The sequence below is a fragment of the Ramlibacter lithotrophicus genome (assembly GCF_012184415.1).
GTDB lineage: Bacteria > Pseudomonadota > Gammaproteobacteria > Burkholderiales > Burkholderiaceae_C > Ramlibacter > Ramlibacter lithotrophicus.
This window is the reverse complement of the sequence record NZ_VTOX01000004.1, coordinates 163,162-189,884: the sequence shown is the minus strand read 5'-3', so window position 1 is coordinate 189,884 and position 26,723 is coordinate 163,162. Positions and strand designations below refer to the sequence as shown.

General features: G+C 70.7%; 30 protein-coding genes. 15 read left to right on the top strand and 15 right to left on the bottom strand.

Translation table 11 applies throughout. The annotated features are described in order from the left end of the window. Position 1: 1 nt before the first annotated feature. On the bottom strand, positions 2 to 577 hold the full coding sequence (locus tag RAMLITH_RS13335) for a cob(I)yrinic acid a,c-diamide adenosyltransferase (protein WP_168107914.1): 576 nt from the start codon (positions 575 to 577) through the stop codon (positions 2 to 4). A 135-nt stretch (positions 578 to 712) separates the two neighbouring features. Between RAMLITH_RS13335 and RAMLITH_RS13330 the strand changes: the two genes are divergently transcribed. From RAMLITH_RS13330 to RAMLITH_RS13315, 4 genes are all read left to right on the top strand, one after another. After that, positions 713 to 970: a hypothetical protein gene (locus RAMLITH_RS13330; RefSeq protein WP_168107913.1), complete on the top strand. Its 258-nt coding sequence runs from the start codon at positions 713 to 715 to the stop codon at positions 968 to 970. Between the two features lie 87 nt (positions 971 to 1,057). Beyond that, a complete protein-coding gene (locus RAMLITH_RS13325) occupies positions 1,058 to 1,372 on the top strand; it encodes an EF-hand domain-containing protein (protein WP_168107912.1) in 315 nt (104 codons plus the stop codon). 94 nt (positions 1,373 to 1,466) lie between these two features. Beyond that, a complete protein-coding gene (locus RAMLITH_RS13320; RefSeq protein WP_168107911.1) occupies positions 1,467 to 2,891 on the top strand; it encodes an FAD-binding oxidoreductase in 1,425 nt (474 codons plus the stop codon). A 72-nt stretch (positions 2,892 to 2,963) separates the two neighbouring features. Further along, on the top strand, positions 2,964 to 3,515 hold the full coding sequence (locus tag RAMLITH_RS13315) for a hypothetical protein (RefSeq protein ID WP_168107910.1): 552 nt from the start codon (positions 2,964 to 2,966) through the stop codon (positions 3,513 to 3,515). Positions 3,516 to 3,533: 18 nt separating this feature from the next. Here the strand turns inward: RAMLITH_RS13315 and RAMLITH_RS13310 are convergent, their stop codons facing one another. Together RAMLITH_RS13310 and RAMLITH_RS13305 are read right to left on the bottom strand one after the other, a co-directional pair. Then, positions 3,534 to 4,484: a 4-hydroxythreonine-4-phosphate dehydrogenase PdxA gene (locus RAMLITH_RS13310; protein ID WP_168108133.1), complete on the bottom strand. Its 951-nt coding sequence runs from the start codon at positions 4,482 to 4,484 to the stop codon at positions 3,534 to 3,536. Between the two features lie 94 nt (positions 4,485 to 4,578). Continuing rightward, entirely contained in the window at positions 4,579 to 5,544 is a 966-nt protein-coding gene (locus tag RAMLITH_RS13305) for a Bug family tripartite tricarboxylate transporter substrate binding protein (RefSeq protein WP_168108132.1), read from the bottom strand. A 166-nt stretch (positions 5,545 to 5,710) separates the two neighbouring features. Between RAMLITH_RS13305 and RAMLITH_RS13300 the strand changes: the two genes are divergently transcribed. Continuing rightward, a complete protein-coding gene (locus RAMLITH_RS13300; RefSeq protein ID WP_168107909.1) occupies positions 5,711 to 6,613 on the top strand; it encodes a LysR family transcriptional regulator in 903 nt (300 codons plus the stop codon). Between the two features lie 51 nt (positions 6,614 to 6,664). Here the strand turns inward: RAMLITH_RS13300 and RAMLITH_RS13295 are convergent, their stop codons facing one another. The 6 genes from RAMLITH_RS13295 to mnmG are packed head-to-tail and all read right to left on the bottom strand — an operon-like array spanning position 6,665 to position 12,223. Continuing rightward, entirely contained in the window at positions 6,665 to 7,582 is a 918-nt protein-coding gene (locus RAMLITH_RS13295) for a ParB/RepB/Spo0J family partition protein (protein ID WP_168107908.1), read from the bottom strand. Positions 7,583 to 7,637: 55 nt separating this feature from the next. Then, positions 7,638 to 8,177 (bottom strand): RBBP9/YdeN family alpha/beta hydrolase, encoded by a 540-nt coding sequence (locus tag RAMLITH_RS13290; RefSeq protein WP_168107907.1) that lies wholly within the window; start codon positions 8,175 to 8,177, stop codon positions 7,638 to 7,640. 6 nt (positions 8,178 to 8,183) lie between these two features. Beyond that, positions 8,184 to 8,954 (bottom strand): ParA family protein, encoded by a 771-nt coding sequence (locus RAMLITH_RS13285; RefSeq protein ID WP_168107906.1) that lies wholly within the window; start codon positions 8,952 to 8,954, stop codon positions 8,184 to 8,186. A 2-nt stretch (positions 8,955 to 8,956) separates the two neighbouring features. Beyond that, complete coding sequence (locus RAMLITH_RS13280; protein ID WP_168107905.1) at positions 8,957 to 9,571, bottom strand: LysE family transporter; 615 nt, start codon at positions 9,569 to 9,571, stop codon at positions 8,957 to 8,959. Positions 9,572 to 9,600: 29 nt separating this feature from the next. Then, positions 9,601 to 10,248 carry a 16S rRNA (guanine(527)-N(7))-methyltransferase RsmG gene (rsmG, locus tag RAMLITH_RS13275; protein ID WP_168107904.1) on the bottom strand — a complete coding sequence of 216 codons (648 nt, stop codon included), beginning with the start codon at positions 10,246 to 10,248 and terminating at the stop codon, positions 9,601 to 9,603. A gap of 22 nt (positions 10,249 to 10,270) precedes the next feature. Next, positions 10,271 to 12,223 (bottom strand): tRNA uridine-5-carboxymethylaminomethyl(34) synthesis enzyme MnmG, encoded by a 1,953-nt coding sequence (gene mnmG / locus RAMLITH_RS13270; protein WP_168107903.1) that lies wholly within the window; start codon positions 12,221 to 12,223, stop codon positions 10,271 to 10,273. A 136-nt stretch (positions 12,224 to 12,359) separates the two neighbouring features. Here mnmG and RAMLITH_RS13265 point away from each other — a divergent pair, with 136 nt between their 5' ends. The 3 genes from RAMLITH_RS13265 to RAMLITH_RS13255 are packed head-to-tail and all read left to right on the top strand — an operon-like array spanning position 12,360 to position 14,480. Continuing rightward, positions 12,360 to 12,959, top strand: a complete 600-nt coding sequence (locus RAMLITH_RS13265) for an NADPH-dependent FMN reductase (protein ID WP_168107902.1) — start codon at positions 12,360 to 12,362, stop codon at positions 12,957 to 12,959. Positions 12,960 to 13,008: 49 nt separating this feature from the next. Beyond that, entirely contained in the window at positions 13,009 to 14,229 is a 1,221-nt protein-coding gene (locus RAMLITH_RS13260) for an AAA family ATPase (RefSeq protein ID WP_168107901.1), read from the top strand. Beyond that, positions 14,226 to 14,480 carry a YkgJ family cysteine cluster protein gene (locus RAMLITH_RS13255; protein ID WP_168107900.1) on the top strand — a complete coding sequence of 85 codons (255 nt, stop codon included), beginning with the start codon at positions 14,226 to 14,228 and terminating at the stop codon, positions 14,478 to 14,480. The genes RAMLITH_RS13260 and RAMLITH_RS13255 overlap by 4 nt, the downstream gene beginning before the upstream one ends. A gap of 19 nt (positions 14,481 to 14,499) precedes the next feature. Here RAMLITH_RS13255 and RAMLITH_RS13250 read toward each other — a convergent pair whose 3' ends face one another. The 3 genes from RAMLITH_RS13250 to RAMLITH_RS13240 all read right to left on the bottom strand — a co-directional run bounded on the left by RAMLITH_RS13250 (position 14,500) and on the right by RAMLITH_RS13240 (position 18,305). Continuing rightward, positions 14,500 to 15,954, bottom strand: a complete 1,455-nt coding sequence (locus RAMLITH_RS13250) for an aldehyde dehydrogenase (protein ID WP_168107899.1) — start codon at positions 15,952 to 15,954, stop codon at positions 14,500 to 14,502. A gap of 115 nt (positions 15,955 to 16,069) precedes the next feature. Then, on the bottom strand, positions 16,070 to 16,915 hold the full coding sequence (locus RAMLITH_RS13245; RefSeq protein ID WP_168107898.1) for a transglutaminase-like domain-containing protein: 846 nt from the start codon (positions 16,913 to 16,915) through the stop codon (positions 16,070 to 16,072). A 121-nt stretch (positions 16,916 to 17,036) separates the two neighbouring features. Then, positions 17,037 to 18,305, bottom strand: a complete 1,269-nt coding sequence (locus tag RAMLITH_RS13240) for an AsmA family protein (RefSeq protein WP_168107897.1) — start codon at positions 18,303 to 18,305, stop codon at positions 17,037 to 17,039. An 81-nt stretch (positions 18,306 to 18,386) separates the two neighbouring features. Here RAMLITH_RS13240 and gstA point away from each other — a divergent pair, with 81 nt between their 5' ends. Next, the gene (gene gstA, locus RAMLITH_RS13235; RefSeq protein WP_168107896.1) at positions 18,387 to 18,995 is read left to right on the top strand and encodes a glutathione transferase GstA; all 609 of its coding nucleotides are present in this window, start codon (positions 18,387 to 18,389) and stop codon (positions 18,993 to 18,995) included. Here gstA and RAMLITH_RS13230 read toward each other — a convergent pair. After that, positions 18,970 to 20,211 (bottom strand): YbfB/YjiJ family MFS transporter, encoded by a 1,242-nt coding sequence (locus tag RAMLITH_RS13230; RefSeq protein ID WP_168107895.1) that lies wholly within the window; start codon positions 20,209 to 20,211, stop codon positions 18,970 to 18,972. The genes gstA and RAMLITH_RS13230 overlap by 26 nt on opposite strands. A 114-nt stretch (positions 20,212 to 20,325) precedes the next feature. Here RAMLITH_RS13230 and RAMLITH_RS13225 point away from each other — a divergent pair, with 114 nt between their 5' ends. After that, positions 20,326 to 21,438, top strand: a complete 1,113-nt coding sequence (locus tag RAMLITH_RS13225; RefSeq protein WP_181017777.1) for an alkene reductase — start codon at positions 20,326 to 20,328, stop codon at positions 21,436 to 21,438. A gap of 15 nt (positions 21,439 to 21,453) precedes the next feature. On the opposite strand, the gene RAMLITH_RS13220 is transcribed toward RAMLITH_RS13225, so the two are convergent. Continuing rightward, the gene (locus RAMLITH_RS13220; protein WP_168107893.1) at positions 21,454 to 23,649 is read right to left on the bottom strand and encodes a heavy metal translocating P-type ATPase; all 2,196 of its coding nucleotides are present in this window, start codon (positions 23,647 to 23,649) and stop codon (positions 21,454 to 21,456) included. 150 nt (positions 23,650 to 23,799) lie between these two features. Here RAMLITH_RS13220 and RAMLITH_RS13215 point away from each other — a divergent pair, with 150 nt between their 5' ends. From RAMLITH_RS13215 to RAMLITH_RS13195, 5 genes are all read left to right on the top strand, one after another. Then, the gene (locus tag RAMLITH_RS13215) at positions 23,800 to 23,997 is read left to right on the top strand and encodes a heavy-metal-associated domain-containing protein (protein WP_168107892.1); all 198 of its coding nucleotides are present in this window, start codon (positions 23,800 to 23,802) and stop codon (positions 23,995 to 23,997) included. Positions 23,998 to 24,022: 25 nt separating this feature from the next. After that, on the top strand, positions 24,023 to 24,460 hold the full coding sequence (locus tag RAMLITH_RS13210) for a MerR family DNA-binding protein (RefSeq protein ID WP_168107891.1): 438 nt from the start codon (positions 24,023 to 24,025) through the stop codon (positions 24,458 to 24,460). After that, positions 24,453 to 25,118, top strand: a complete 666-nt coding sequence (locus RAMLITH_RS13205; protein ID WP_168107890.1) for a Crp/Fnr family transcriptional regulator — start codon at positions 24,453 to 24,455, stop codon at positions 25,116 to 25,118. Before RAMLITH_RS13210 ends, RAMLITH_RS13205 begins: the two co-directional genes overlap by 8 nt. A 30-nt stretch (positions 25,119 to 25,148) precedes the next feature. Then, positions 25,149 to 25,346 carry a YgaP family membrane protein gene (locus RAMLITH_RS13200; protein WP_168107889.1) on the top strand — a complete coding sequence of 66 codons (198 nt, stop codon included), beginning with the start codon at positions 25,149 to 25,151 and terminating at the stop codon, positions 25,344 to 25,346. A 101-nt stretch (positions 25,347 to 25,447) separates the two neighbouring features. Then, positions 25,448 to 26,320, top strand: coding sequence for a pirin family protein (locus RAMLITH_RS13195; protein ID WP_168107888.1), 873 nt, complete (start codon positions 25,448 to 25,450; stop codon positions 26,318 to 26,320). A 6-nt stretch (positions 26,321 to 26,326) separates the two neighbouring features. On the opposite strand, the gene RAMLITH_RS13190 is transcribed toward RAMLITH_RS13195, so the two are convergent. After that, positions 26,327 to 26,698, bottom strand: coding sequence for a hypothetical protein (locus RAMLITH_RS13190; protein WP_168107887.1), 372 nt, complete (start codon positions 26,696 to 26,698; stop codon positions 26,327 to 26,329). Positions 26,699 to 26,723 lie beyond the last annotated feature (25 nt).

The following is a 26,723-nucleotide window of genomic DNA, read 5'->3' as shown; positions in this document are numbered from 1 at the left end:
CTCAGGCGGACGACTCGTCGCTGGAACGCTGCAGCTTCTCGCTCTTCCAGTAGACGTCGTCGCCGCCGTTCATCCGGTTGCAGACCCGCGCCAGCACGAACATCAGGTCGCTCAGGCGGTTGAGGTAGTGGCGCGGGGTCTCGCGCACGGCTTCCGCCGCACCGAGCGCGACCACCGACCGCTCCGCCCGCCGTGCCACCGTGCGGCAGACATGCGCCTGCGCCGCGGCGCGGTTGCCGGCCGGCAGGATGAACTCCTGCAGCCGCGGCAGCTGCTCGTTGTGCGCGGCCAGCGCCTGGTCGAGCGCCAGGACCGCTTCCGGCTTCAGCAGCTCGAACCCGGGGATCGAGAGCTCGCCGCCCAGGTTGAACAACTGGTGCTGGATCTCGACCAGCAGCGAACGCACGTCGGCCGGCACGTCCTCGCACAGCAGCAGCCCGATGTGCGAGTTGAGCTCGTCGACGTCGCCCATCGCCTGCACGCGCCGGCTGTCCTTGGGCACGCGCGTGTTGTCGCCGAGTCCCGTGGTGCCGTCGTCGCCGGTGCGCGTCGCGATCTGTGTGAGGCGTTTGCCCATGCTGGTCTCCGTTGCAGTGCGTCGATTGTGCGTCAGCCGACCAACAGGATGATTCAAAGGCAACGGCGTGAAAAATTGCTCGCCAGCGTCCGCTGGAGCCGCTGCAATGCGGGTTCCATCACTCATACCGGATCGATGCCCGCGAAAAAATTCCCGCTTCCCGACTTCGAAAGCTGCAGCGTCGCGCTGTTTGCCTCCCTCGTGTTCATGGGCCCGCTCCCCTGGCGCGCGCAGCAGCCGCCGCCGGTGCGGCCCGCACTCGTGGCGCCGGGTGCAGTCCCGTTGCCGCGCGTGCTGCCCCATCCCCGCCCCTCCCCCGCCCCGCTGCCGGCCCGCGGCGCCGAGCCGGACGGCTCGATCTCGAGCCCCGGCTTCGACGAGGCCCTCAAGTAGCCGTCCTACAGGAAGTGCCGGTCGCGGCGGCTGGCGTCGGGCGGCGGCGGCGGCACGATGGAAGCGTTGCAACTTGCCATCCCTGCCGTGAACACCGACGTCCGCCCTCTCCTGGTCATCGCGGCCTTGCTGGCCGGCTCCGCAGCGGCGCAGTCGGTCGCGCCGCCGGTGGTGCCTCCCGCCCCCGCCGTCCAGCCGGCGGCACAGCCGATCCCCGCCGCGCGCTGGACGCTGGCCCAATTGCGGCAGGCGTACGAACTCGCAGACACCGACAGCGACGGCCGGCTCAGCCGGGCTGAGGCGCAGCGGCTCGCGATCATGCCGCGCAGCTTCGAGGACCTTGACCAGAACAAGGACGGGGTGCTGGAACGCGCCGAGTACGAAGGCAGCATCGCGAAATAGTCACACTCGGCGTGATGGCCGGGCCAGGCGCGTGGGTGCGCCACGGCGGCGGGTGGCTCAGCGCTTAAACTGGGCGGCTGACCCGGAGATCCCCATGAATGCCCCCACCGCCCACAACCACCTGGTTCCCGAGATCCGCCAGCGCGAGGTGCCTGCCGCGCTGATTGATGCGCTCAAGGCGCGGTTCGGGGCGCAGTGTTCCACGGCGCTCGCCGTGCGCGAGCAGCATGGGCGCGACGAGTCCTCGTTCGAGGCGCCGCCGCCGGCGGCGGTGGTGTTCGCCGAGAGCACGCAGGACGTCGCCGACGCGGTGAAGCTGGCGAGCCAGTACGAAGTACCCGTCATCCCGTTCGGCGTCGGTTCCTCGCTGGAAGGCCACCTGCTGGCCGTGCAAGGCGGCATCAGCATCGACCTGGGGCGCATGAACAAGGTGCTGTCGGTCAATCCGGAGGACCTTACCGTGACGGTGCAGCCGGGCGTCACGCGCAAGCAGGTGAACGACGAGATCAAGAGCACGGGCCTGTTCTTCCCGATCGATCCCGGCGCGGATGCGACCATCGGCGGGATGAGCGCGACGCGCGCCAGCGGCACCAACGCCGTGCGCTACGGCACGATGCGCGACAACGTCCTGAGCCTGGAGGTGGTCACCGCCAGCGGCGAGGTGATCCGCACCGGCACCCGCGCCAAGAAATCCAGCGCCGGCTATGACCTGACGCGCCTCTTCATCGGCAGCGAAGGCACGCTGGGCGTCATCACCGAGGTCACGCTGCGCCTGTACCCGCTGCCCGAGGCGATCTCCGCCGCGGTGTGCTCGTTCCCCAGCATCGCCGACGCCGTCCACACCGTCATCCAGGTCATCCAGCTGGGGGTGCCGATCGCCCGCGTCGAACTGATCGACCAGAACGCGGTGCGCATGGTCAACGCGCACAGCAAGCTCGCGCTGCGCGAGGAGCCGATGCTGCTGATGGAATTCCACGGCTCGCCGGCCGGCGTGAAGGAGCAGGCCGAGGTGGTGCAGGAGATCGCGGCCGACCACGGCGGCAAGGCCTTCGAATGGGCAACCACCCCCGAGGAGCGCACCCGCCTCTGGACGGCGCGGCACAACGCCTACTTCGCCGCGATCCAGTCGAAGCCGGGCTGCCGCGCCATCTCCACGGACACCTGCGTGCCGATCTCGCGGCTGGCCGACTGCCTGCTGGATTCGGTGCGCGAGGCCGACGAGAGCGGGCTGCCGTACTTCATCGTCGGCCACGTGGGCGACGGCAACTTCCACTTCGGCTACCTGCTCGATCCGGCCAAGCCGCAGGAGCGCGAGGTGGCGGAGCGGCTCAATCATGCGCTGGTGTCGCGCGCGCTCGAAATGGGCGGCACGTGCAGCGGCGAGCACGGCGTGGGGCTGCACAAGATGGACTTCCTGGTCACCGAAGCGGGCGCCGGCGCGGTGGAGATGATGCGCACCATCAAGCGCGCGCTGGACCCGAAGAACATCATGAACCCGGGAAAGATCTTCACGCTCTAGCGTGTTGCCCGGATCCACCGCAGGCCCTACAGTCGGGCGAAGCTCCATCAGCGGCCGCCAGGCCCTCACGCCATGCGCCAGCAACCGATCCCGCACCGTTCGGCATGGGCCGCCAGCAGGCTGGTGCCGCTGGCCGCCGCCTGGGCGCTGGTCGCGTGCGGCAGCGCCGCCGCGCAATCCGGCCTCGCCTGGGGCATCGAGGAGCGCGCGGCGCGCGGCTGCGTCGAGGCCGTGACGCTGGAGTTCCAGGCCGCGGGCGCGCTGGGCGGCCATGCGCCGCAGTCGCTGTGCGGCTCCACCGCGGTGCGCATGTATCCGGAACCGCTGCCCACCGGGCTGCTGACGATCGGCTTCCGCAATCACAAGGGCGAGCCGCGGCGCTACGAGATCCCGCTGGACGCCGTCTTTCGCCGGGAGAACGTGCGGATGGCGCAGTCGGTCCTCGAGATCGTCTACGGCCAGGACAGCGTGGAAGTCTGGGTGCGGCCGCTGCCGGCAGCGGCCGGTGGCGAGCCGGCGGCGGCCTATGCCTCGGACCGCACGGCCATGCCCAAGCGAATCTATTTCGGCGGGCTGGAGCTGGACGCGCAGCCGCCGCGCCCGGGCATCAGCCGCTCGCGCTGACGCCGACGGCGGCCGCCCTCACGCCGCTGCCGGCCGGCTGGCAGCCATCCTGACGCAGAGGTCGAACGCCGCCTGCAGCCCTTCGACGTTGGCCACGCCCTGCCCCGCGATGTCGAAGGCGCTGCCGCTGGCGCACGTCGCCACAGGCACCGGGAGTCCGCCGTGCAGGGTCACGCCGACGTCGAACCCCATCAGCTTCATGGCGATCTGTCCCTGGTCGTGGTACATCGACACCACGGCGTCGAAGTCGCCGCGGCGCGCGGCCAGGAAGATGGTGTCCGGCGAGAACGGTCCCCGCGCGTCGATGCCGCTGCCGCGCAGCGCCTGCACCGCCGGTGCGATGACGTCGATCTCCTCGCTGCCGATCGAGCCGCCGTCGCCGGCGTGTGGATTGAGTCCCGACACGGCGATGCGCGGGCCGGCGACGCCCGACTGCCGCAGCACCCGGTCGACGATCGACACCGCGTCCGCCACCCGCTCGCGGGTGATCAGGCCGGCGACATCGCGCAGCGGCACGTGCGACGTGACACGCGAGGTCCACAGGCCGCCCGTGATGTTGAACTCGCAGACGAATCCCGCTACGCCAAAGCGCTCCTGCAGGTAGCGCAGTTCGTCCTCGTGCTGCATGCCGGCCAGGCGCAGCGCGTGCTTGTTCAGCGGCGCGAACACGATGGCGTCGGCCAGGCCGCGCTGCACCGCGTCGGTGGCCAGGGCCAGCGCTTCCAGCGCGGCGCGTCCGGAGGCTTCCCGGCATTCCCCCAGCATCGGCGGATCGCCGCGCAACGTATCCAGCGCCACCAGGGCCGGTCGCCCGGGCTCGAACCGGACCTGGTCCAGGGTGTCCACTCGACGCAGTCCGAGCCGCGTCGCCGCGATCTGCTCGCCCGAGGCCAGTGCCGCCCTGTCGGCGATCAGCAGCACGTCGGCGGCCGCGACATTGGCCGGCCGCGCCAGCAGCTTCACGGTCATTTCGGGACCGATGCCGCTCGGGTCTCCGGGCAGGACGGCGATGCGCGGCCGCCGCGCGCCGCGGAGGGCGTCGTTGCTGTTCAATCGGTTCTCCCTATTCCGCCTTGATGTTGGCGTCGCGCACCAGCTTGCCGTAGCGCTCGTACTCGGCGCGGTTCATCGCCGCGAACTGCTCGAGCGAAAGCGGGTTGATCTCGCCACCGAGTCCCTTGATCCGCTCCTGCACGTCCGGCAGCTTCAGCACCCGCGCCAGTTCGGCACCGAGCCGCTCGACCACCGGACGCGGCGTGCCGGCCGTCACGTACAGGCCATACCAGGTCTGCACGTCGGCGCCCTTGATGCCTTGTTCCGCGAGCGTGGCCACGTCGGGCAGCTCGGGTGAGCGCTTGTCCCAGGCGATCGCCAGCGGCCGGAACTTGCCGGCCTTGATCTGCGACATCGCGGACGAGGTGCTGTCGAACATCATCTCGACCTGGCCCGACAGGATGTCCATGTGGGCCTGCGAGCTGCCCTTGTACGGGATGTGGATGCTCTTGAGCCCGGTGCTCAGGTTGAACGCCTCGCCGCCCACGTGCTGGGTGCTGCCGATCCCCGACGAGGCGTACTTGAACGTGCCCGGCTTCGCCGCCATCGCCGCCGTCAGCTCCTTCAGCGTGCGGTAGGGCGAAGTCGTCGGCACCACCAGGACGTTGGGCATCACGGCGACGAGGCCGATCGGCTGGAGGTCCTTGAGCGGGTCGTACTTGAGCTTGAGCAGGTGCGGGGCCACCGCCTGCCCGGTGTTGGTCGCCAGCAGCAGCGTCGTGCCGTCGGGCACGGCGTGCGCCGTCATGTCCGCCGCAATCGTGTTGGACGCACCGGGCCGGTTCTCGACGACGACGGACTGCTTCAGGCTGGGCGCGAACTTGTCCGCCAGCATCCGGGCCAGGATGTCGGTGCCGCCGCCCGGCGACGCGCCGACCATGATGCGCAGCGGTTTGTCGGGCCAGGTCTGCGCCACCGCCAGCGCGGGGGCGAGCAAGGCGCAGGAGGCGGTGCCGAGCACCAGCGCGCGGCGCATGAGCGGGAAAGTCGTGGTCACTGGGCGTCTCCTCGTAATGGGCGGCGGGCCGCGTCACCGCAGACTAAGGGTCTTCGTCATTCATCGCCAATCGATTTATCGAGAGAATCCATATCGAAAGAGCTATGGCAGAGGCCCTGTGAGTTTCACGTCGCGCGATGCACCGATGTTCCTGCGGTTGCGGACCCGGCAACTGATGCTGCTGGCGGAGCTCGGCTCGGAGGGCAATCTCGGACGTGCCGCCGCGGCGATGAACATCAGCCAGCCGGCCGCGAGCAAATTGCTGCAACAGGCGGAGGATGCCCTCGGTGCACCGCTTTTCACACGGCGGGCGCGCGGCATGGAGCCGACCGCCACCGGCGAGGTGCTGATCCGCTATGCGCGCCAGCTGCGCAACGACTTCAGCCGGGCACGCCGCGAAATGCAGGCACTGGCCTCCGGCCTGAGCGGCGTCGTTCGGCTGGGCAGTGTTCCGGGAGCCGTGCCCGAACTCCTCGCGCCGGCACTGGCGCAATACCGGCGGCTGCATCCCCGGGTGGCCGTGTCCGTGGTGGTGGAAACCAGCGACGTCATGCTCTCGCTGCTGGCGGCGGGCGAGGTGGACGTGATGCTGGGGCGCCTCACGCCCGGCAGCGACGACCAGGACTACCTGGCGCTGGAACTCCTCAATGATCGCCATGTGGCGGTGGTCCGCGCCGGCCATGCGCTGCTCGGGCGCGAGCCGCTCTCGCTGGCCGCACTCGCGGAATGGCCCTGGGTCCTGCAGCCACCGGGCTCGCCGCAGCGCCATCGCCTCGAAGCCGCGTTGCACGAGGCCGGCGTCCACGCGCGCCTGGACATTCTCGAAACGCCTTCGACCATCCTCACCACGGCCCTGCTGGAGATCACGGACGCGGTGGCGGTGATGCCGGCCGCGCTGGCCAAGCACTATGCACGGCTGGGGGTGCTGGCGGTGCTGCCGATCGAACTGCCGCTGCGGTTCCCCGCCATCCACCTCATCACCCGGCGCGACCGGAGCCTGTCGCCGGCGGCCGAGGAGTTCCGGCGGCAGATCGCAACAGCGGCCTAGGAGCCTGGGCGGCAGAGAGACGGGCACGGCGTCCCTCTGCCGCCCAGGCTCCTAGCCGCGCAGCTTGTCGATCAGGCCGTTGAGTTCCTCGAGCGAGCCGAACTGGATCGCCAGCTCGCCCATGTCCTCGATGCGGCCGTTGCGCTTGACGCGCCGTTTCACCCGCACTTCCACTTCCGCCGTCAGCAGGTCGGAGAGCTCCTCCTCGACCCGGCGCAGGTCGCGCGACTTCTCCTTCTTTGGCTTGGGCGAGACCAGGTTGAACTCGGCGCCGATCTTCTTGACCAGGCTTTCGGCCTGCCGCACGTTGAGCTTCTTCGCCGTGATCTGGTTGGCCGCCGTGATCTGCGCCGCCCGTTCCAGCGCCAGCAGCGCCCGCGCGTGACCCATGTCGAGGTCGCCGGCCATCAACATGGTCTGCACCGGCTCGGCCAGGTTCAGCAGGCGCAGCAGGTTGCTGGCGGCGCTGCGGGACCGCCCCACGGCCTGCGCCGCCTGTTCGTGAGTAAGCCCGAACTCCTTCACCAGCCGTTGCAGGCCGTGGGCCTCCTCCAGCGGGTTGAGGTCCTCGCGCTGGATGTTCTCGATCAGCGACATGGCCGCCGCAGCCTCGTTGGGCACGTCGCGCACCAGCACCGGCACGCTGTCGAGGCCCGCCAGCTTCGCGGCCCGGAAGCGCCGCTCGCCCGCGATGATCTCGTATTTGCCGGCGTTCGCGCCGTCGTTCAGGCGGCGGACCAGGATCGGCTGCATGATCCCCTGGGCCTTGATGCTCTCGGCCAGTTCGTACAGCGCGCCCTCGTCCATCCGGGTGCGCGGCTGGTACATGCCGGGCACCATGTCCCCCAGCAGCAGGGTGGCCGGCTGGCCGGGGTTGGTCGCGGAGGAGTCGGCGCCGCCCTCGCCCGCCGTCGGCCCGAGCAGGGCTTCGAGCCCGCGTCCGAGACCCTTCGGTTTCTTCGTCACCATGCCAGCTCCTTGCGCCACGCCTTCGCGGCGGTGGCGCGATCTCGAAATTTCATCGTCAGTCTTTCATGAGGTCCTGCAGCAGGACGTGGCCCTCGGGCCAGCTGCCGAGGCCGGAATCCGCATTGAGGTGCTGGCCCGCGGGCTGGTTCACCAGTTGCGCGCTCCAGGCGGCGGCGAGCATCCGGGCCCGCTGCGGGTCGCACAGCGGATCGTCCGCGCCGGCGACGACCACGCTCGTGAACGGCAAGGCGTCCAGCGCGATCGGCGACCACGTCGGCAGTTGCGGCCGCAGCTCGTCGCGCTCGACGTCGAGCGGCGCCACCAGCAGGGCTGCCTTGACCCGGGCCGCGTTGCGCGAGGTGGCGGCCCAGGCCGCCGCCTGGATGCAGCCGAGGCCGTGCGCCACCAGCACCGGCGCCTCGTCGCATGCCAGCACGAGGTCCTCGAGGCGGGCCAGCCAGTCGCCGCGCAAGGGCCGATCCCAGTCGTGCTGCTCGACCCGCCGGTAGCCGTGCCGCTGCTCCCAGCGGCTCTGCCAGTGGGTGGGGCCGCTACCGTGCCAGCCGGGCAGCACCAGGACATTGCATGGCTTCATGCGCGCTTACATGGTCTTGATGCGCTCGACCATCTCGGCCGCGAAGTCGACGTAGGCCGTGCTGCCGCGGGCCGCCGGATCGAAGACGACGCCGGGCAGTCCGTAGCTCGGCGCTTCCGCCAGCCGCACGTTCCGCGGGATCACGGTGTTGAACACCTTGTCCTTGAAATGAGCCTTGAGCTGCTCGCTCACCTGCTGCTGCAGCGTGATGCGCGGATCGAACATGACGCGCAGCAGCCCGATGATCTTCAGGTCGCGGTTCAGGTTGGCGTGCACCTGCTTGATGGTGTTGACCAGGTCGGTGAGCCCCTCCAGCGCGAAGTACTCGCACTGCATGGGGACGATCACGCCGTGCGCGGCGCACAGGCCGTTGAGCGTCAGCATCGACAGCGACGGCGGGCAGTCGACCAGCACGAAGTCGTAGTCGCTGCCGGCGGCCGCCAGCGCGGTCTTGAGGCGCTGTTCGCGCCGCTCCACGTCCACCAGCTCGACTTCGGCGCCCGCCAGCTCGCGGTTCGCGCCGAGGACGTCGAAGCCGCCCTTGTCGCTGCGCACCTTCGCCTCGGCGACCGAGGCGGATTCGAGCAGCACGTCGTACACGGTCAGCTTGAGCTGGCGCTTGTCGATGCCGGACCCCATGGTCGCGTTGCCCTGCGGATCCAGGTCGACCATCAGCACGCGCTGCCCGACCTTGGCCAGGCCGGCGGCGAGGTTGACGGTGGTGGTGGTCTTGCCGACCCCGCCCTTCTGGTTGGCGACACAAAAGATCTTGGCCATGGTCAGCGCGAAATGGCCAGCTTGATGCCGAAGCCCAGCAGGCACAGGCCGGCGATCTTCTCAAGCGCACGGCCGATGAAGGGGCTGGCGCGCAGGCGCGACGCCAGGAAGTGCGTGAGCAGGACGGCGGCGAGGCCGTACGCGAACGTCAGGGCGGCGATGGTCGCGGCCATCACGCCGAACGTCAGCACCCCCTGGTGCCGGGCCGGGTCGACGAACAGCGGGAAGAACGCCATGTAGAAGACGATCGCCTTCGGGTTGAGCAGCGTGATCAGGAATGCCTGCCGCAGGTAGTGGCGCGGCTCGATGTGCAGGATCGGCTTGGCGCCCGGCCTGGCCAGCAGCATGCGGACGCCGAGCCAGGCAAGATAGGCGGCCCCGAGCCACTGGACGGCATGGAAGGCAAGCGGCCACGCCAGCAGCAGCGCGGCCACGCCGGCCACGGCGGCCCACATCAGGACCTGGTCGCCGGCGATGATGCCCAGGGTGGCGGCCAGTCCGCCGGCAATTCCGCCCTTGCCGGTGGAGGTGATCAGCGCGAGGTTCCCGGGTCCCGGGATCGCCAGAAAGATGATGACCGCGGCCACGAAGGCGCCGTAGTCTGCTACGCCGAACACTGAGAACCCCCCGGAGTGGAAGGCCGAGTTTAACTGCGGCGCCTCATCCACACGAGGCAGCGTTCACCCTCGAAGTTGGGGACGCGCAACTGTTCCACGTGAAACATCGCCACCTCGGGCGGCAGCGCGGCGAGTTCTTCCTCGGGATGCCGCCCCTTCATTGCCATCCACACGCCCTGCGGGGCCAGCGCCGCGCCTGACCATCCGACGAAATCGGCCAGCGAGGCGAACGCCCGGGAAGCGATCACGTCGTACGGCCCGGCCAGCCGTTCGACCCGGTCGTGCAGGCCGCGCAGGTTGGGCAGCTTCAGGGTGACGGCGACCTGTTGCAGGAAGGCGGCCTTCTTGGCAACCGTGTCGACGCAGTCGACCCGGATCTCGGGACACGCGATGGCGATCACGACGCCGGGCAAGCCGGCGCCCGCGCCGACGTCCAGCAGCGAGCACGGCGCGCCGCCCGTATGCCGGCGCAGCGGCGCGACCACCGCCAGGCTGTCGAGCAGATGCTGGGTCAGCATCTCCCGCGGGTCGCGCACGGCCGTGAGGTTGTAGACCCGGTTCCATTTCTGGATCAGCTCGAGGTAGTCGAGCAGTTGCGCGCGCCGCCCGGCCGCGAGGTCGAGCCCCAGCGCGGCAAGGCCGCCCTCGAGACCGCGCTCCAGGTCCGCCCTGCTCATCGGCCGCCTCGTCCCCCGCGCCTCAAGCCGCCGCCTTGCCGCCGTGATTCGCCGCCTCGGCGAATCCCTGGAAGCGGTTCTTCTTCAGGTGGATCAGCAGCAACGAGATGGCGGCCGGCGTCACCCCGGAGATCCGCGACGCCAGCCCCAGGGTTTCGGGGCGGTGCTGGTTGAGCTTCTGCCTGACTTCGATCGAGAGCGCCTCGACCTGCATGAAGTCCAGGTCGGGCGGCAGCTTGAGATGCTCGTAGGCAGCCGCGCGCTCGACTTCGTCCTTCTGGCGCTCGATGTAGCCGGCGTACTTGGCAGCGATCTCGATCTGCTCCACGACCGGAGCCCACAGCGGCCCCAGCGCCCTCGGCGTCACGCCTGCGGTGGCGTAGGCCCCGCCGTTCAGCGACATCAGCCCGGCATACGTCACGTCGGGACGGCGCAGCAGGTCGGCCAGGTTGTATTCGCGCTCGATCGAAGTGCCGAGCACGCGCTGCGCTTCGGCCGCGGGCAGGTTGCGCGGGTTGACCCAGACCGACCGCAGGCGCTGTGTTTCACGTGAAACAGCATCGCGCTTGCGGTTGAAGACATCCCAGCGCGCATCGTCGACCAGCCCCAGCCGGCGGCCGGTTTCGGTCAGGCGTATGTCGGCGTTGTCCTCGCGCAGCTGCAGCCGGAACTCGGCCCGGCTGGTGAACATGCGGTACGGCTCGGTCACCCCCTTGGTGATGAGGTCGTCGACCAGCACGCCGAGATAGGCCTCGTCGCGGGCCGGCACCCAGGCTTCCTCGCCCCGGCACTGGAGCGCGGCGTTGACGCCGGCGAACAGGCCCTGGGCCGCCGCTTCCTCGTAGCCGGTCGTGCCGTTGATCTGGCCGGCAAAGAAGAGCCCGGCGACCTGCCGCGTCTCGAAGCTGCGCCTGAGCCCGCGCGGGTCGAAGTAGTCGTACTCGATCGCATAGCCCGGCCGCAGGATGTGCGCGTTCTCCAGCCCGGCCATGGACCGCACGAGCTGGTACTGGATGTCGAACGGCAGGCTGGTGGAAATCCCGTTCGGGTAGAACTCGTTGGTGGTCAGCCCCTCCGGCTCCAGGAACACCTGGTGGCTGTCCTTGCCGGCGAACCGGTTGATCTTGTCTTCCACGCTCGGGCAATAGCGCGGCCCCACCCCTTCGATCTTGCCGGTGAACATGGGGCTGCGATCGAAGCCCGAGCGGATGATCTCGTGCGTCCGCTCGTTGGTGTGCGTGATCCAGCACGGCACCTGCCCCGGATGCATCGCGGCATCGCCGACGAAGCTGAACACCGGAACCGGGTCGAGGTCGCCGGGCTGCTCCTCGCACTTGCTGAAGTCGATCGTGCGGCCATCGAGGCGCGGCGGCGTGCCGGTCTTGAGCCTTCCTTGAGGCAGCTTCAGCTCCTTCAGGCGAGCCGACAGCGACACCGCCGGCGGGTCGCCCGCGCGGCCGCCCGAATAGTTGTTCAACCCGACGTGGATCTTGCCGTCCAGGAACGTCCCCGCCGTCAGCACGACCGTGCGGCCGCGGAAACGGATGCCGGCCTGGGTGACGGCGCCGGTGACCCGGTCGCCTTCGACCGTCAGGTCGTCCACCGCCTGCTGGAACAGCATCAGGTTGGGCTGGTTCTCCAGGCGCCGGCGGATCGCCGCCTTGTAGAGCACGCGGTCGGCCTGGGCGCGGGTCGCCCGCACCGCCGGTCCCTTGGAGCTGTTGAGGATGCGGAACTGGATCCCGGCCTCGTCGGTGGCCAGTGCCATCGCACCGCCCAGCGCGTCCACCTCCTTGACGAGGTGGCCCTTGCCGATGCCGCCGATCGACGGATTGCAGCTCATCTGCCCCAGCGTTTCGATGTTGTGGGTGAGCAGGAGCGTGCGGCAGCCCATCCGGGCCGCGGCCACGGCGGCCTCGGTCCCGGCGTGGCCGCCGCCAACCACGATGACGTCGAATTCCTGGGGATACAGCATGGGGAAGGGCCGGGCCACACGCGGGCAGCGGCGCTGGAGAGGGGCGCCAATTTTACCGGCCGCCCTGCCCTTGCGCCCGCGGCCGCTCAAAGCACCTGCGGGCGCCGGTCCATCCGCGCTGTGGTGCAATCCGGCAATGAAGCTTCTCGTCTTTGCCGGCAGCACCCGCACGGGCTCCTGGAACCGCAAGCTCGCGACCGTCACCGCCGGGATGGCCCGCGCGGCGGGCGCCGACGTCACCCACCTGGAGCTGGGCGATTTCGACGTGCCCATGTACAACGCCGACCTCGAGGCGCAGGGCACGCCGGGCGACGTGATGCGGCTCAAGGAGATCACGGCCGCGCATCCGGCGTGGATCATCTGCACGCCCGAGTACAACGCCAGTTACCCGGCGCTCCTGAAGAACACCCTGGACTGGATTTCCAGCCCGGTGAAGGGCGACCCGGCCTGGAGCGACGGCTTCCGGTCCACGCGCGGCAAGGTGGTCGGCGTGCTGAGCGCGTCCCCGGGCGCGCTGGGCGGCCTGCGCTCGCAGAGCCATCTGGTGCCGCTGCTGTTCAACCTGCAGTGCTGGGTGGCGCCGAAGACCTTCGCGCTGGCGCGCGCCCCCGATGGGTTCGACGCCGGAGGCGGGCTCGTGAACGAGGCGGCGCGGAATTCAGTGCAGGCCGTGCTCGACCAGGTCCTGTGGGCAGCCGGCCGGCTGCAGGACCAACACCGCGTCAAGGAAGTTTAGATAGTTTATTGTCTTGCAATAACGTTCCTAAACTCAATAGAATGACGCCGTGGACCCGATCCGCAACCCCTTTGCCCCAGGCGCAGGAACGCCTCCGCTGGAGCTCGCCGGCCGGGACGAGCTGCGCGAGAGTCTTCGCGTCGCACTGCAACGCTCCAGGATCGGCCGTCCGGCCAAGAGCGCGATGCTCGTCGGCTTGCGCGGTGCCGGCAAGACCGTGCTGCTGGACCGCGTCCGGATGGACGCCGAAGCGGCGGGAATCCACACCGTGCGGGTCGAGGCGCCCGAAGGACGTTCGCTGCCGGCACTGTTGGCACCGCAACTGCGACAGGCCCTGCTGCGGCTGAGCCAGACCGAAGCCGCCAAGGCCATGGCCATCCGGGGCCTGCGGGCACTCGCGGGGTTCGCCCGCAAGCTCAAGGTCACCTATGGCGACATCGAAGTCGGGATCGACTACGAGCCCGAGCCGGGACTCGCCGACAACGGGGACCTGGAACACGACCTGCAGGCGCTCGTCGAGCAGGTCGGTGTCGCGGCGCGGGCTGCCGGCACGGCGCTGGCCATCTTCGTCGACGAATTGCAGTACGTTCCCGAACCCCAGCTCGCCGCCCTCATCACGGCGCTGCACCGCACGGAACAGCGTCAGCTTCCCATCGTGCTGGTCGGCGCCGGCCTGCCCCAGCTGCGCGGCCAGATGGGCAACGCGAAGTCCTACGCCGAGCGGCTCTTCGATTTCCCCGAGATCGGGCCCCTGCCGCCGGAGGCCGCGCGGCAGGCGATCGTCAAGCCGCTGCAGCATGAAGGCGCCGGGATCACCGCCGACCCACTGGAAGAGATCCTGCGGGTCGCCAGGGGCTACGCGTATTTCCTGCAGGTCTGGGGCAGCCACACCTGGCTCGCCGCGCGCGAATCGCCGCTCACCCTCGACGACGTGCGCAGGGCGTCGGCCGCAGCGGTGGCGGCCATGGACGAAGGCTTCTTCCGCGTGCGGTTCGACCGCTGCACGCCCAGGGAAAGGACCTACCTGCGCGCCATGGCCGAGCTTGGACCGGGCCCGCACCGCTCGGGCGACATTGCCGCGTGCATGCGCGAGAAGGTCTCGTCGCTGGCGCCCACCCGCAGCTCGCTCATTGCCAAGGGCATGATCTGGAGCCCGAACTTCGGCGACACCGCGTTCACCGTGCCGATGTTCGACGAATTCATGAAGCGCATCATGCCTGCGGCCCCGGCCGCCGACGCCGGGGCGCCGAGCGAAACAGGCCGGACATGAACTGCCGGCCAGGCTGCGGCGCCTGCTGCATCGCCCCCTCGATCACCAGCCCCATCCCCGGAATGGAAGGCGGCAAGCCGGCCGGCGTGCGCTGCGTGCAGCTCGATGACCAGAACCGCTGTCGCATCTTCGGCCGGCCCGAGCGTCCCGCCGTGTGCTCGCAGCTGCGGCCCTCGTCCGAGATGTGCGGCGCCGACGCCGGCGCGGCCGTGCGGTATCTCACGCGCCTGGAGCTGCTGACGCAACCTTGAATGCGGACTGCTCCCGCAATCAGAACGGATAGTGCCGCGGCGTCGTCTGCACCGTGATCCACCGCAGGTCGGTGAATTCCGCGATGCCCGCCTTGCCGCCGAAGCGGCCCATCCCGCTGCCCTTCACGCCGCCGAACGGCATCTGCGCCTCGTCGTGCACGGTCGGCGCGTTCACGTGGCAGATGCCCGAGTCGATCCGGCGCGCCACGTTGAACGCCCGCGCGATGTCGCGCCCGTAGACCGCCGCCGACAGCCCGTACTCGTTGTCGTTGGCGCACGCGATCGCCTCCTCGGTGTCCTGCACGCGCACGACCGCCTTCACCGGGCCGAACGTCTCCTCGTGGTAGATGCGCATCTGCGGCGTCACCCGATCGAGCACGGTCGCCGGCATCAGCGTGTTGTCCGCCTTGCCGCCGCACAGCAGCTGGGCGCCCTTGCCGATCGCGTCGTCGATCAGTTCGTTGCAGTGGTGCACGGTGTTCATGCCGATCACGCTGCCCAGCACCACCGGGGCCGGCTCGCGCGGATCGCCCAGCGGCAGCGCGCCGGCCTTGGCCACGAACTTGCGCACGAACTCGTCGGCGATCTTCGCGTCGACGATGATGCGCTCGGTCGACATGCAGATCTGGCCGCTGTTGGCGAAGCAGCCGAACGCGGCGCCGTTGACCGCGTCGTCGACGTCGGCGTCATCCAGCACCACCAGCGGCGCCTTGCCGCCCAGTTCCAGCACCGCCGGCTTCAGGTACTTCGCGCACGTCTGCGCGATGATCCGCCCGACCCTGGTGGAGCCGGTGAAGTTGACCCGGCGCACCGCCGGGTGCGCGACCATCGCTTCCACCACCGCGGCCGCATCGGCCGGTGCGTTGGTGATGTAGTTGACGACGCCCGGCGGGAAATCGGCCTCCTGGAACGCCTCGGCGATCAGCTGGTGGGTGCGCGGGCAGTTCTCCGACCCCTTCAACACCACCGTGTTGCCGCAGGCGAGCGGCGTCGCGATCGCCCGCACCCCGAGGATGATCGGGGCGTTCCACGGCGCGATGCCGACGACCACGCCAGCCGGCTGGCGCACGCCCATCGACAGCGAACCCGGCACGTCGGAGGGGATCACCTCGCCGCTGATCTGGGTGGTCAGCGAAGCGGCTTCGCGGATCATGCCCGCCGCCAGCATCACGTTGAAGCCGGCCCACATGCCGGTGGCGCCGGTCTCCGCCGCGACGGCCTGCGCAAACTGCGGCAGTTTCGCTTCCAGCTTGTCGGCCGCCTTGAGCAGCAGCATGCGGCGCTGGCCGGGACCGGTTTCGCTCCAGGCGCGGAAAGCCTGCGACGCGGCTTCGACCGCCCGCACCGCATCCGCCGGCGAGGCGGCGGGCGCGCGCGTCGCGACGGTGCCGTCCAGGGGATTGCGGCGCTCGAAGGTGGCGTCGCGTTCGGCGCTGGCTGCCAGGCCGTTGATCAGCATCGAGAGATCGGACATCGTGGGGCTCCTGTCGAGGTGAGTGCGCCGGGCGACGTTCGCGCCCGGTAGCGGCCGCGTAGTGTGCGCCAAAGCGCGGGCGCCGCCCACGCCCCGGCCAGGTTCCCGCGCCGTCTCAGGCGCCCGCCGCCGCCAGCTCCACCACCGCCTCGCCGCTGTTGGGCGTGGTGCGCGGCTCGTGCTCCAGCACCCTGACTTCCATGCGCGTCATCTCCACCGCGCCGAAGAAGGTGCTGAACGCCACGTCCTTCGCGTCGCGTCCGGTGCCTATGCGCACCAACCGGTCCACCGGCGCCATGCCGGTCGGATCGAACAGCACCCAGCGGCCGCCGATCCAGGCCTCGAAGATCGCGTGGAAATCCTGCGGCGGCTCGTCGAACCACACGTAGCCGACCACGATCCGGGCCGGGATGTTCAGCGCCCGGCACATGGTGATGCCCAGGTGCGCGAAGTCGCGGCAGACGCCGGCGCGCTGCTCGAACACCTCGTGCGCCGTGGTCGTCGACTTCGTGCTGCCCGGACGATAGGCGATGTTTTCGTGGATCCACTTGACCACCGTCCGCACCCGCGAGATGCCGGGCGGCGCGTTGCCGAACAGCTGCTGCGCCACCGGCCCCATCAGGTCCGATTCGCAGTAGCGCGTCGGCATCAGGTAGTGGAAGATGGCGTCGGGCAACTGGCCCACCGGCACCTCCGGCAGGTGCTCGTCGATGTGCTGGGAATGCACTTCCACGTCGGCCTTGTAGTTCACCAGCAGCGGGCCGGGCGCCGCATCGAAGCGGAAGAAGCGGTTGCCGCTGCCTTCGTCGGTGAACTTGCGCAGGTCCACGCCCGATGACACTGCCAGCCGCTCGCTCACGACGGTCTGCGTCGGCCAGTGGGCCGCCTCGATGTTGAAGCAGAAATGGGTCGGTACCTTCACCTGGTACTCGAGCACGGTTTCGACGGTGGACAGATGCATGGTTGGCGGTCGGGTTGCAGGCACCGTGCCCGCCTGCCAATGCTCGCCCGGGAACGGCGCGGCAAGGATCAGCCGCCCGCGCGCCCAGCTGTAGGACGCGGACTGCCGTGGGACCGGGCTGCTATTTGCCGAACAGCCCGCGCAGGCCCTCGCCGATGCGATCGCCCAGCTTGGCGCCCGCGCCGGTGCCCACGCCAGGCGCCACGGCCGTGCCGATGGCCGCCCCCAGCAGCGCGCCGCGGGTCAGTGTCGCCGAGGGGGCGTCCAGCGTGCCGCCGACCGCCAGCGGCACCCCGATGGCGCCGCCCGCGGCGGACGCGGCCAGGTCGACGGTCACCCGGCCGCTCAAGGCGCGACTGGGGGCGATCGCCACAGTGCCGGTGGCGGACAGCAGGCCCGAAGTGGCGACCAGGTTGCTCAGCTGCACCGAGCGCCCGCGCGTGACCACCTGTCCGGCCAGCGTGTCGAGTGCCGTTTCGCCGCCGCGGCTCAGTCCGATCGTCTGCACCGCACGCACCAGGTCGAGGCCGTGCACGACGGCGTTGCGGACGGTGAAACGGGTCTCGCTGTGCACGCCATCGACCAGGCTGCCGGCCGCGCCCAGGTCGGCTCGCAAGCTGGTGCTGGCGTCGAGGCGGCCGGTCAGCGTGCGGCTCGGCGCCGTCAGCGCGGCCACCTCGACGCCGGCGGTGGCCAGTTGCGCCACCAGCAGCGGCGAGCCCTTGGGCCGCGGCTGCAACTCCAGGCGGCCCTTGACGCTGCCGCCGCCGAGGTCGGCGCGGAGCTGCCAGTGCCCCTCCGGCGCCCGGTCCAGCGCGGCCTTCCAGCCCTGGAAGCGTCCCTCGCGCACTTCGATGCGTCCATCCTGGGGCAGGCCGTCCGCCCCCAGGCCGAACTGCGCGTCGATGGTGCTGCGGCCGCCCTTGGCCCAGACCCAGGTGACGCCGTCGAGGATCGCGCGCCGCGGCAGCATGGCCAGCGTGCGCGCCGGGTCCGCCGGCGGCGGCTTGTCGCCCTTGTTCCGGGTGCCGGCCGCCAGCAGCGCCAGCGTCTGCTCGGGGACCACGGCATTGCGCACCACGAGGGTGGCGATCTCCAGCCGGCCCTGCAGCAGCGCCTGCCAGCGCGGCCGCGCCTCGACGCGCTCGAGCGTGATGGCCGGCCTGGTCCGCGCCTGCAGGCGATCCACGGCCACCGCCGGCACCGGCCATACGTCCACCGTCAAGGCGCCGAACTCCACCGGCACGCCCAGCGCCGCCGACGCCTGCTGCGCCGCGCGGCCGCGGAAATCCGCGCTGCCGACCCACTGCTGCAGCGCGACCGCGACGCCGGCGAACAACAGCACCAGCAGCACCAGGGCCGCGACCAACCACTTTGCAACCCGCCTCATTCCGCCATTGTGGCCGCGCGGGCAGGGAAAACAGCCAGCGGCTAGCATCGTTGCCCTCCCACTGCAACGAAAGGTCAAGACATGAAGCTGTACTACTCGCCGGGCGCCTGCTCGCTGTCCCCGCACATCGCCCTGCGCGAAGCGGGCCTGGCATTCGAGCCGGTCCTGGCGAGCACCAAGAGCCACAAGCTGCAGGACGGCACGGACTACTACAGCGTCAATCCGCTCGGCTACGTTCCGCTGCTGGAGCTCGACGACGGCACCCGGCTGCGCGAGGGCCCGGCCATCGTGCAGTACATCGCCGACCAGGCGCCCATGAAGAACCTCGCGCCGGCCAGCGGCACGCTGCCGCGCTACCGGCTGCAGGAGTGGCTGACCTTCATCGGCACCGAGATCCACAAGACCTTCTCGCCGCTGTTCAATCCCGCCATGCCCGAGGAAGGCAAGCAGATCTTCCGCGACAAGCTGGCCGCGCGCTTCGGCTGGGTCGACGGCCAGCTGGCGGGCAAGGAATACCTGATGGGCGACCACTTCACGGTGGCCGACGGCTATCTGTATGTGGTCACGCGCTGGGCCAAGCCGATGAACATCGACCTGACCGGCTTTCCCAACCTGCTCGCCCACCACCAACGCGTCGACGCGCGCCCGGCGGTGCAGGAAGCGCTCAAGGCCGAAGGCCTGTTGAAGTAGCGGCTGGCGCCGTGGCGGCCGCCTGCAACGGCCGCTGCCGCCACGCCAGCAACGCTCCGACGCCCAGGGCCGCAGCCGAGAACAGCAGCCCGCGGGCGAGCCCGCCTGGCCCGTCGGCGATCCACCCCACCACCGTCGGTCCGACGATCTGGCCGGCGGCGAACACGATGGTGAAAGCGCTGATCCCGGCGGCCCAGTCCACCGCCGGCAGGTTGTGGCGCACCAGTGCCGTGGTCGACGCCACCAGCGACAGGAACACGCCGCCGAACAGCAGCCCCGAAACCAGCACCGCAGGCCAGGCGGCCGTGAGCGCCGGCAGGACCGTCGCGACGCCCAGCAGTGCCGACAGGATCGCCAGCGGCTGGCCACCGTGGTAGCGATCCAGCAGGCCGGCCCAGATCCGCGCCGAAGCCATCACCGCCACCCCCAGCAGCGCGTAGAAGAACGTGATCCGGCCCGGACCCTGGCCGTGCTCGCGCAGCAGGGCAATGACGAACGTCATGTAGCCGATGTAGCCGACGCCGAACATGAAGTAGGCGGCCAGCGCCGGGGCGAACTGCGGCCAGCGGAAGCCGCGCGCGGCCGCGCCCGCGGCACCGCTCGGCAGCGGCACGCGGCCGAGCACCCGCGCCGGCCACACCAGCACCGCCGTCGCGGCGATGCACGCCAGCCCGAGCAGCCACCACGCCCAGGCCCAGCCGTGCGCGCGTCCGGCGGCTGCTTCCAGCACCGCCGGCACGAGCAGCGCCGACAGCACGATGCCCAGCCCGGTGCCGCCGTAGTAGATCCCGAGCAGCAGGCCGCCGCGCCCCGGCCGCAGCGAACCCAGCCGTGCGGCCAGCAGGCTGCCGGCGATGAACAGGAACGCGCTCGCAACCCCGGCCAGGACACGTTGCAGCAGGAGCGGCGCGGCACCGGTGAAGAAGCCGGTGACGGCCATGAACACGCCGGCCAGCACGGCACCGCCCAGCAGCAGCAGCGGCGGCTGGGCCAGGCGCAGCAGCCGCGGCGTCAGCAGCGCGCCGGCCAGGTAGCCCAGCGCGTTCGCGGTGTTCATCGCGCCGGCCAGGGCGTAGGACCATTGCAGGTCGGAGCGCATCGGAGGCAGCAGCAGGCCATACGCGAAGCGCGTGATGCCAAGCGAAACGGCGGCGGCCAGCGACAGCGCCAGCGCCAGTCCGAGCAGGGAGCGTTCCGATGCCGGCAAGGTGTGCATGAGGCATTCTGCGTGACGAATTTGCGCTGGCGCAAACTGCAACCACCTGCAATGGGCGAGAACTCACGAAGCGCAATACCCTCGATCAGCGTGAAGAGCAACAAGGAGCTGCGAATGACGAGCCTGTTCGATCCCCTCCAGGTGGGGAAACTGCACCTTCCCAACCGCATCGTGATGGCGCCGCTCACCCGCAACCGGGCGCCGGAGGCGATCCCGACGCCGATGATGGCCGAGTACTACGCGCAGCGCGCCAGCGCCGGCCTGCTGATCACCGAGGCGACGGCGATCACCGCCGAAGGGCAGGGCTACGCCGACGTGCCCGGGCTCTATGGAACCGAACAGCTCGACGGCTGGCGAGCCGTGACCGCGGCCGTGCACGAGCGCCAGGGCCGCATCGCGGTGCAACTGTGGCACGTGGGCCGGGTGTCGCACGTGGACCTGCAGCCCGACGGCCAGTTGCCGGTCGCACCCTCGGCCGTCGCGGCCCACACCAAGACCTACGTGATCAAGGACGGCGTCGGCAAGTTCGTGCCGACGTCGGAGCCCCGCGCCCTCGAGGCGACCGAGTTGCCGCGGATCGTGCATGACTATCGCCATGCCGCGCGGCACGCGATGAGCACCTGCGGCTTCGACGGCGTCGAGGTGCACGGCGCCAACGGCTACCTGCTGGACCAGTTTCTCAAGACCAGTTCGAACCGGCGGCGTGACGACTATGGCGGCACGATCGAGAACCGCGCCCGGCTGCTGCTGGAGGTGATGCGGGCGGTGGTCGGTGAAGTCGGCGGCGGCCGCACCGGCGTGCGCCTGTCGCCGGTGACGCCGGCCAACGACGTCCAGGACGACGATCCGCAGCCGCTGTTCGAATACGTGGTGCGCGAACTCGCGCCGCTGGGCCTCGCCTACCTGCACATCATCGAGGGCGCCACCGGCGGCCCGCGCGAGATCCCGGATCGCCCGTTCGACTACAAGGCCTTGCGCGACGCCTATCGCTCCGCCGGCGGCAAGGGCGCCTGGATGGTCAACAACGGCTACGACAAGGCCATGGCCGAGCAGGCGCTCGCCGCCGGGGCGGCGGACCTCGTGGCCTTCGGCAAGCCGTTCATCTCCAATCCGGACCTGGTGGAGCGCTTGCGGCGCGGCGCCGCGCTCAACGAGTGGGACAAGACCACCTTCTACGGCGGCGGCGCCAAGGGCTACATCGACTACCCGGCGCTGCAAGCGGCCTGAGCGGCCGGCCCGCCCTCAGGCGCCCGGCGCACGCCAGCGCTTGAGCAGCAGGGCATTGGTCACCACGCTGACGCTCGACAGCGCCATTGCCGCGCCGGCCACCACCGGGCTCAGGAAGCCCAGCGCCGCGAGCGGGATCCCGGCCACGTTGTAGGCGAACGCCCAGAACAGGTTCTGCCGGATCTTGCGCACCGTGCGGTGCGAAATGTCCAGCGCCCCGCCGACCAGCGAAACGTCGCCGCGCATGAGCGTGATGCCGGCCGCGTGCATGGCGACGTCGGTTCCGGTGGCCATCGCCATCCCGACGTCGGCCGCCGCCAGCGCCGGCGCGTCGTTGACGCCGTCGCCCACCATGCAGACGAGGTGCCCGCCCGCCTTCAGGGCGGCCACCTTGGCCGCCTTCTCGCCCGGCAGCACCTCGGCGAGCACCTCGTCCTCGCCCAGCCCCAGGCGCTGCGCCATGGCCAGCGCCGCCGGGCGGTTGTCGCCGGAAATCAGCACCACCCGCAGCCCGCGCGCGCGCAGCGCGGCCAGGGCCTCGCGCGCGCCCGGCTTGGGCTCGTCGGCAAAGGCCAGCAGTGCCAGCGGCACCAGGCCTTCGGTGCGGCGCTCGACCAGCAGCGACAAGGTGGCGCCGTCCGCCTGCAACCGGGGCACCTCGGCCGCCAGCGAGCCGGGCCCGACGCCCAGTTCCTCCATCCAGCGCAGGCTGCCCAGCAGGAAGCTGCGCGGCCCAACCTCGCCCTCGCTGCCGCGGCCAGGCACAGCGCGCACCGCGTCCGGCTGGCCGGTCGACAGGCCGCGCTCGCGCGCCGCCCGGACCACTGCCCGCGCGAGCGGGTGTTCGCTGCCGGTCTGCAAGGTGGCGGCGGCGGCCAGCGCATCGGCCTCGTCGACGCCGGCCGCTGCCACGAACGCGGCCAGCCGCGGCTGCCCCACCGTCAGCGTGCCGGTCTTGTCGAAGGCCACCGTGTCGATCCGGTGCGCGATCTCCAGCGACTGCGCGTCCTTGATCAGGATGCCGTGCCTGGCCGCCACGCCGGTGCCGGCCATGATCGCCGCCGGCGTCGCCAGGCCCAGGGCACAGGGACAGGCGATCACCAGCACCGCCACCGCGTGGATCAGGGCGGCTTCGATGCCGGCGCCGGCCCACAGCCAGCCGAGCAAGGTGGCGAGCCCGATCGCCAGCACCACCGGCACGAACACCGCGGACACCTGGTCCACCAGCCGCTGGATCGGCGCCTTGGCGGCCTGCGCGTCCTCGACCAGCCGGATGATCTGCGACAGGACCGTCTCCTGGCCGACGGCGGTCACCGCCATTACCACCCGTCCTTCGCCGTTGATGCTGCCCCCCGTCAGTTTCGCGCCCTCGCCCTTCGCGACCGGCAGTGGCTCGCCGGTCAGCATGGACTCGTCGACCTGGGTCTCGCCCTGCTCGACCACGCCGTCGGCCGGGATGCGCTCGCCAGGACGCACCACCAGCCGGTCGCCGGTCAGCACCTCGGCCACCGGGACGTCGCTCTCGGCTCCGCCGCGGCCCAGCACGTGGGCGATTTCCGGCCGCAAGGCATGCAGGGCCCGGATCGCCGCCGTCGTCTGGCGCTTGGCGCGCGCCTCGAGCCACTTGCCCAGCAGCACCAGGGTCACCACGACGGCCGACGCCTCGAAATACAGGTTGTCGGTGCCGGCGCTCAGCCACAACCACACCGACAGGCCCCAGCCGGCCGTCGTGCCGATCGCCACCAGCAGGTCCATGTTCCCGCTGAGCGCCTTGAGCGCGTGCCAGCCGGCCTTGTAGAAGCGCGCGCCGAGGATGAACTGCACCGGCGTCGCCAGCAGGAACTGCAGCCACGCCGGCAGCATCCAGTGGGCGCCGAACGGCTGGCCCAGCATCGGCGCCAGCAGCGGCAGGGAGAGCGCGAGGCCGGCGGCGACCGGCGCGAAGCCGGCCCAGGGCGACAGATCCTCGGCGTCGGCCGCCGCCACGGTGCGCGGCTCGTAGCCGGCGTCGCGCACGGCGCGGCGCAGCCGGGCCTCGATCTCTTCCGAAGGGGCGTAGGTGATCCGCGCCGATTCGGTGGCCAGGTTGACGCTGGCCTCCTGCACGCCGGGCACCTTGCGCAGGGCGCGCTCGACGCGGGCCACGCACGAGGCGCAGGTCATCCCGCCGATGGGCAGGTCCAGGGAGGGAGAGCTGGTGGCGGAGTTCATGGCCTGTAGCATTCACCTTGTCATGATGGGAAGGTCAAGTCTTGATCTGAATCAACCTTGCGCCGCGGTCGGGTGTCCGGCGGAGGGTTGACCTTCCCACCATGACAAGGTTCAGGCTATGCTGTCCCCAACCCGAACCAGGAGCTCATCATGAACCAGACTTTCAACGTGCAGGGCATGACCTGCGGCCATTGCGAAAAGGCCGTGACCCAGGCCGTGCAGTCCCTCGACCCGCAGGCGCAGGTCAGGATCGACCGCCCCGCCGGCAAGGTGGACGTGCAGTCGACGCAGCCGCGCGACGCCATCGCCAAGGCGATCGCCGAGGAAGGCTACGAGGTCGTCGGCTGACGGCAACCCCGCGGAGACCCACCCCATGAACGCCGCCGCCCTGGCCTGGCCCGTCAACATCGGCATGGCGTCCCGCATGTCGGGCGTCACGCCGAAGATGATCCGCCACTACGAATCGCTGGGCCTGCTGCACGCGGTGGGCCGCACCGACAGCGGCTACCGCCAGTACAGCGAGGCCGACGTCCACACGCTGCGCTTCATCAAGCGCTGCCGCGAGCTCGGCTTTCCGATGGCCGACATCGACGAGCTGGTGGGCCTGTGGCGCAACCGGCGCCGGGCCAGCGGCAGCGTCAAGCGCATCGCGCAGCGGCACGCCGGCGACCTGGCGCAGCGCATCGCGGCGATGCAGGCGATGCAGCGAACGCTCGACGAACTGATCTACTGTTGCCAGGGCAACGAGCGGCCCGACTGTCCGATCCTCGACGACCTGGCCGGGCTGCACGACACGCCGGCCCATGCCTGAGCTGCTGGCGCTGTATCCGGCGCTGGCGGCGCTCACGCCCGCCGCGCTCGGCGCGCCGCTCGAGGTGGCGGCCGGGACCGTGCTGTTCACGCAGCAGCAGCCCTGCCTCGGCTTCCCGCTGGTGCTCGAAGGCGAAGTGCGCGTGAGCAAGCGTTCGCCGGAAGGGCGGACGCTGGAGCTGTACCGGGTGGGGCCGGGCGACCTCTGCCTCGTCTCCAGCGCCTGCCTGTTCCACGGCACGCCCCTGATGGCCGAAGCCGTGGCGACCCGGCCGGGCAGGCTCCTGCTGATACCGCCCGGCACGTTCCACGAATGGCTGGACCACCGCAGCTTTCGCGACATGGTGCTCGGCGCCTTCGCCGAGCGCATGGCCGACCTCGCCGCGCTGGTCGACGCGATTGCCTTCCAGCGGCTGGACGAGCGGCTCGCCGCCGCCCTGCTCGGCCACGGCCCGACGCTGGCCGTGACGCACCAGGCACTGGCGCAGGAGCTGGGCACGGTACGCGAGATCGTCACCCGGGTGCTGCGCCGCTTCGAGCGCGAAGGCTGGGTCGCACTGTCGCGCGAGCAGATCCGCATCCTCGACAGCGCCGCCCTGCGCCGGCATGCCTCGGTGACCCAGGTCACCGACACCGGCCGGGTCCCGCCGGTGCAATAGGGCCCCACCACCACTTCGGGGAGTTCCTCCATGAAAGCCAACGTCGGCGGCATCGACCGCATCCTGCGCATCATCATCGGCCTCGTGCTGATCGGCCTGGCCGCCACCGGCACCGTCGGCTGGTGGGGCTGGCTGGGCATCGTGCCGCTGGCGACCGGCCTCGCCGGCTGGTGCCCGCCGTACGCGATGCTGGGCCTCAGTACCTGCCGGATGCGACCGAAAGCCTGAGCGCCGCCCAAGCCCGACACGCCGTGGCGTCTTGCCGCGGCCGGCGCGCAGCAGGGGGACGGCTGTGGAATGATGAATCCATTCCAACCAGGAGCCATGCCATGGCCGATCTCCAGCATCCCCGCCGCGTCGAGCGGCTCGCCACCGGGCAGCCCGCCAGCGACGGCGCCGGCGTGAAGCTCACCCGCCTGCTGACGCAGGACCTGCAGCAGCGGCTCGATCCCTTCCTGATGCTGGACAACTTCGCCAGCGACGACCCCGACGACTACGGCGCCGGCTTTCCCGATCATCCGCATCGCGGCTTCGAGACCGTGACCTACATGATCGAGGGCCGCATGCGGCATCGCGACAGCGCCGGCAACGAAGGCCTGCTCGGCAACGGCGGCGTGCAGTGGATGACGGCCGGCCGCGGGCTGGTGCACAGCGAGATGCCGCAGCAGGAGCACGGCCGCATGGAGGGCTTCCAGCTGTGGCTGAACCTGCCGGCCCGCGACAAGCTGTGCGAGCCCTGGTACCGCGACATCGCCAGCGACGAGATCCCGCGTTTCACCACGCCCGAAGGGGTGGCGGTGCGCGTCATCGCCGGCGAGAGCCACGGCGTGGCCGGCGCCGTGCAGCGCGAGGCGACGCAGCCGATCTACCTCGACCTTCATTTCCGGGCCGGCGGGGCGCTGTTCCACCAGGCCCTGCCGGCCGGCCACAACGCGTTCCTGTGCGTCTATCGGGGCGAGGTGGCGGTGCCGGACGAGGCGGGCCAGGCCACGCCGGTCGCTCGCGGCCGCATGGCGATCCTGGGCCGCGAGGGCGACGGCGTGCTGCTGCAAGGGACGGCCGGAAGCGAGCCGGCACGGGCGCTGCTCATCGCCGGGAAACCGCTGCGCGAACCGATCGCGCAATACGGGCCGTTCGTCATGAACACGCGCGAGCAGCTGTTGCAGGCGGTCCAGGACTTCCAGGGCGGCCGCCTGCGCTGACGGCGCTCAGCGATCGTCGAGGCTGGCCGCGCCGCGGCCGCGGAATTCGATCGCCTCGTTCAGGCGCAGCGCGGCCAGGTCGGCCTCGGTCTGCTTCTGCCGGGTGGCGCGCAGCACGCCGCGACCGATCGTGGCCACGCCGGTGCGGCTGGCCGCCTGCTCGAACGCGTGTTCGCGCTGCGCCCGCACCATCGAGTTTTCCAGCACCACGGCCCCGACGCTGGAGCGGTCTTCGGCCGGACGCGGGCCGACGTCGCTCACCACGGGGCTGGCGCTGGTCGCGACCGGGCTGGGGCTGGGAACGGTCTGGGCGAGCACGCTGCCCGCTCCCAGCGTCGCCACGACCAGGGCGGCGCGCAGCAGAATCGGGTGGTTCATGGGGTGCTCCTTGCTCGGGAAGTTT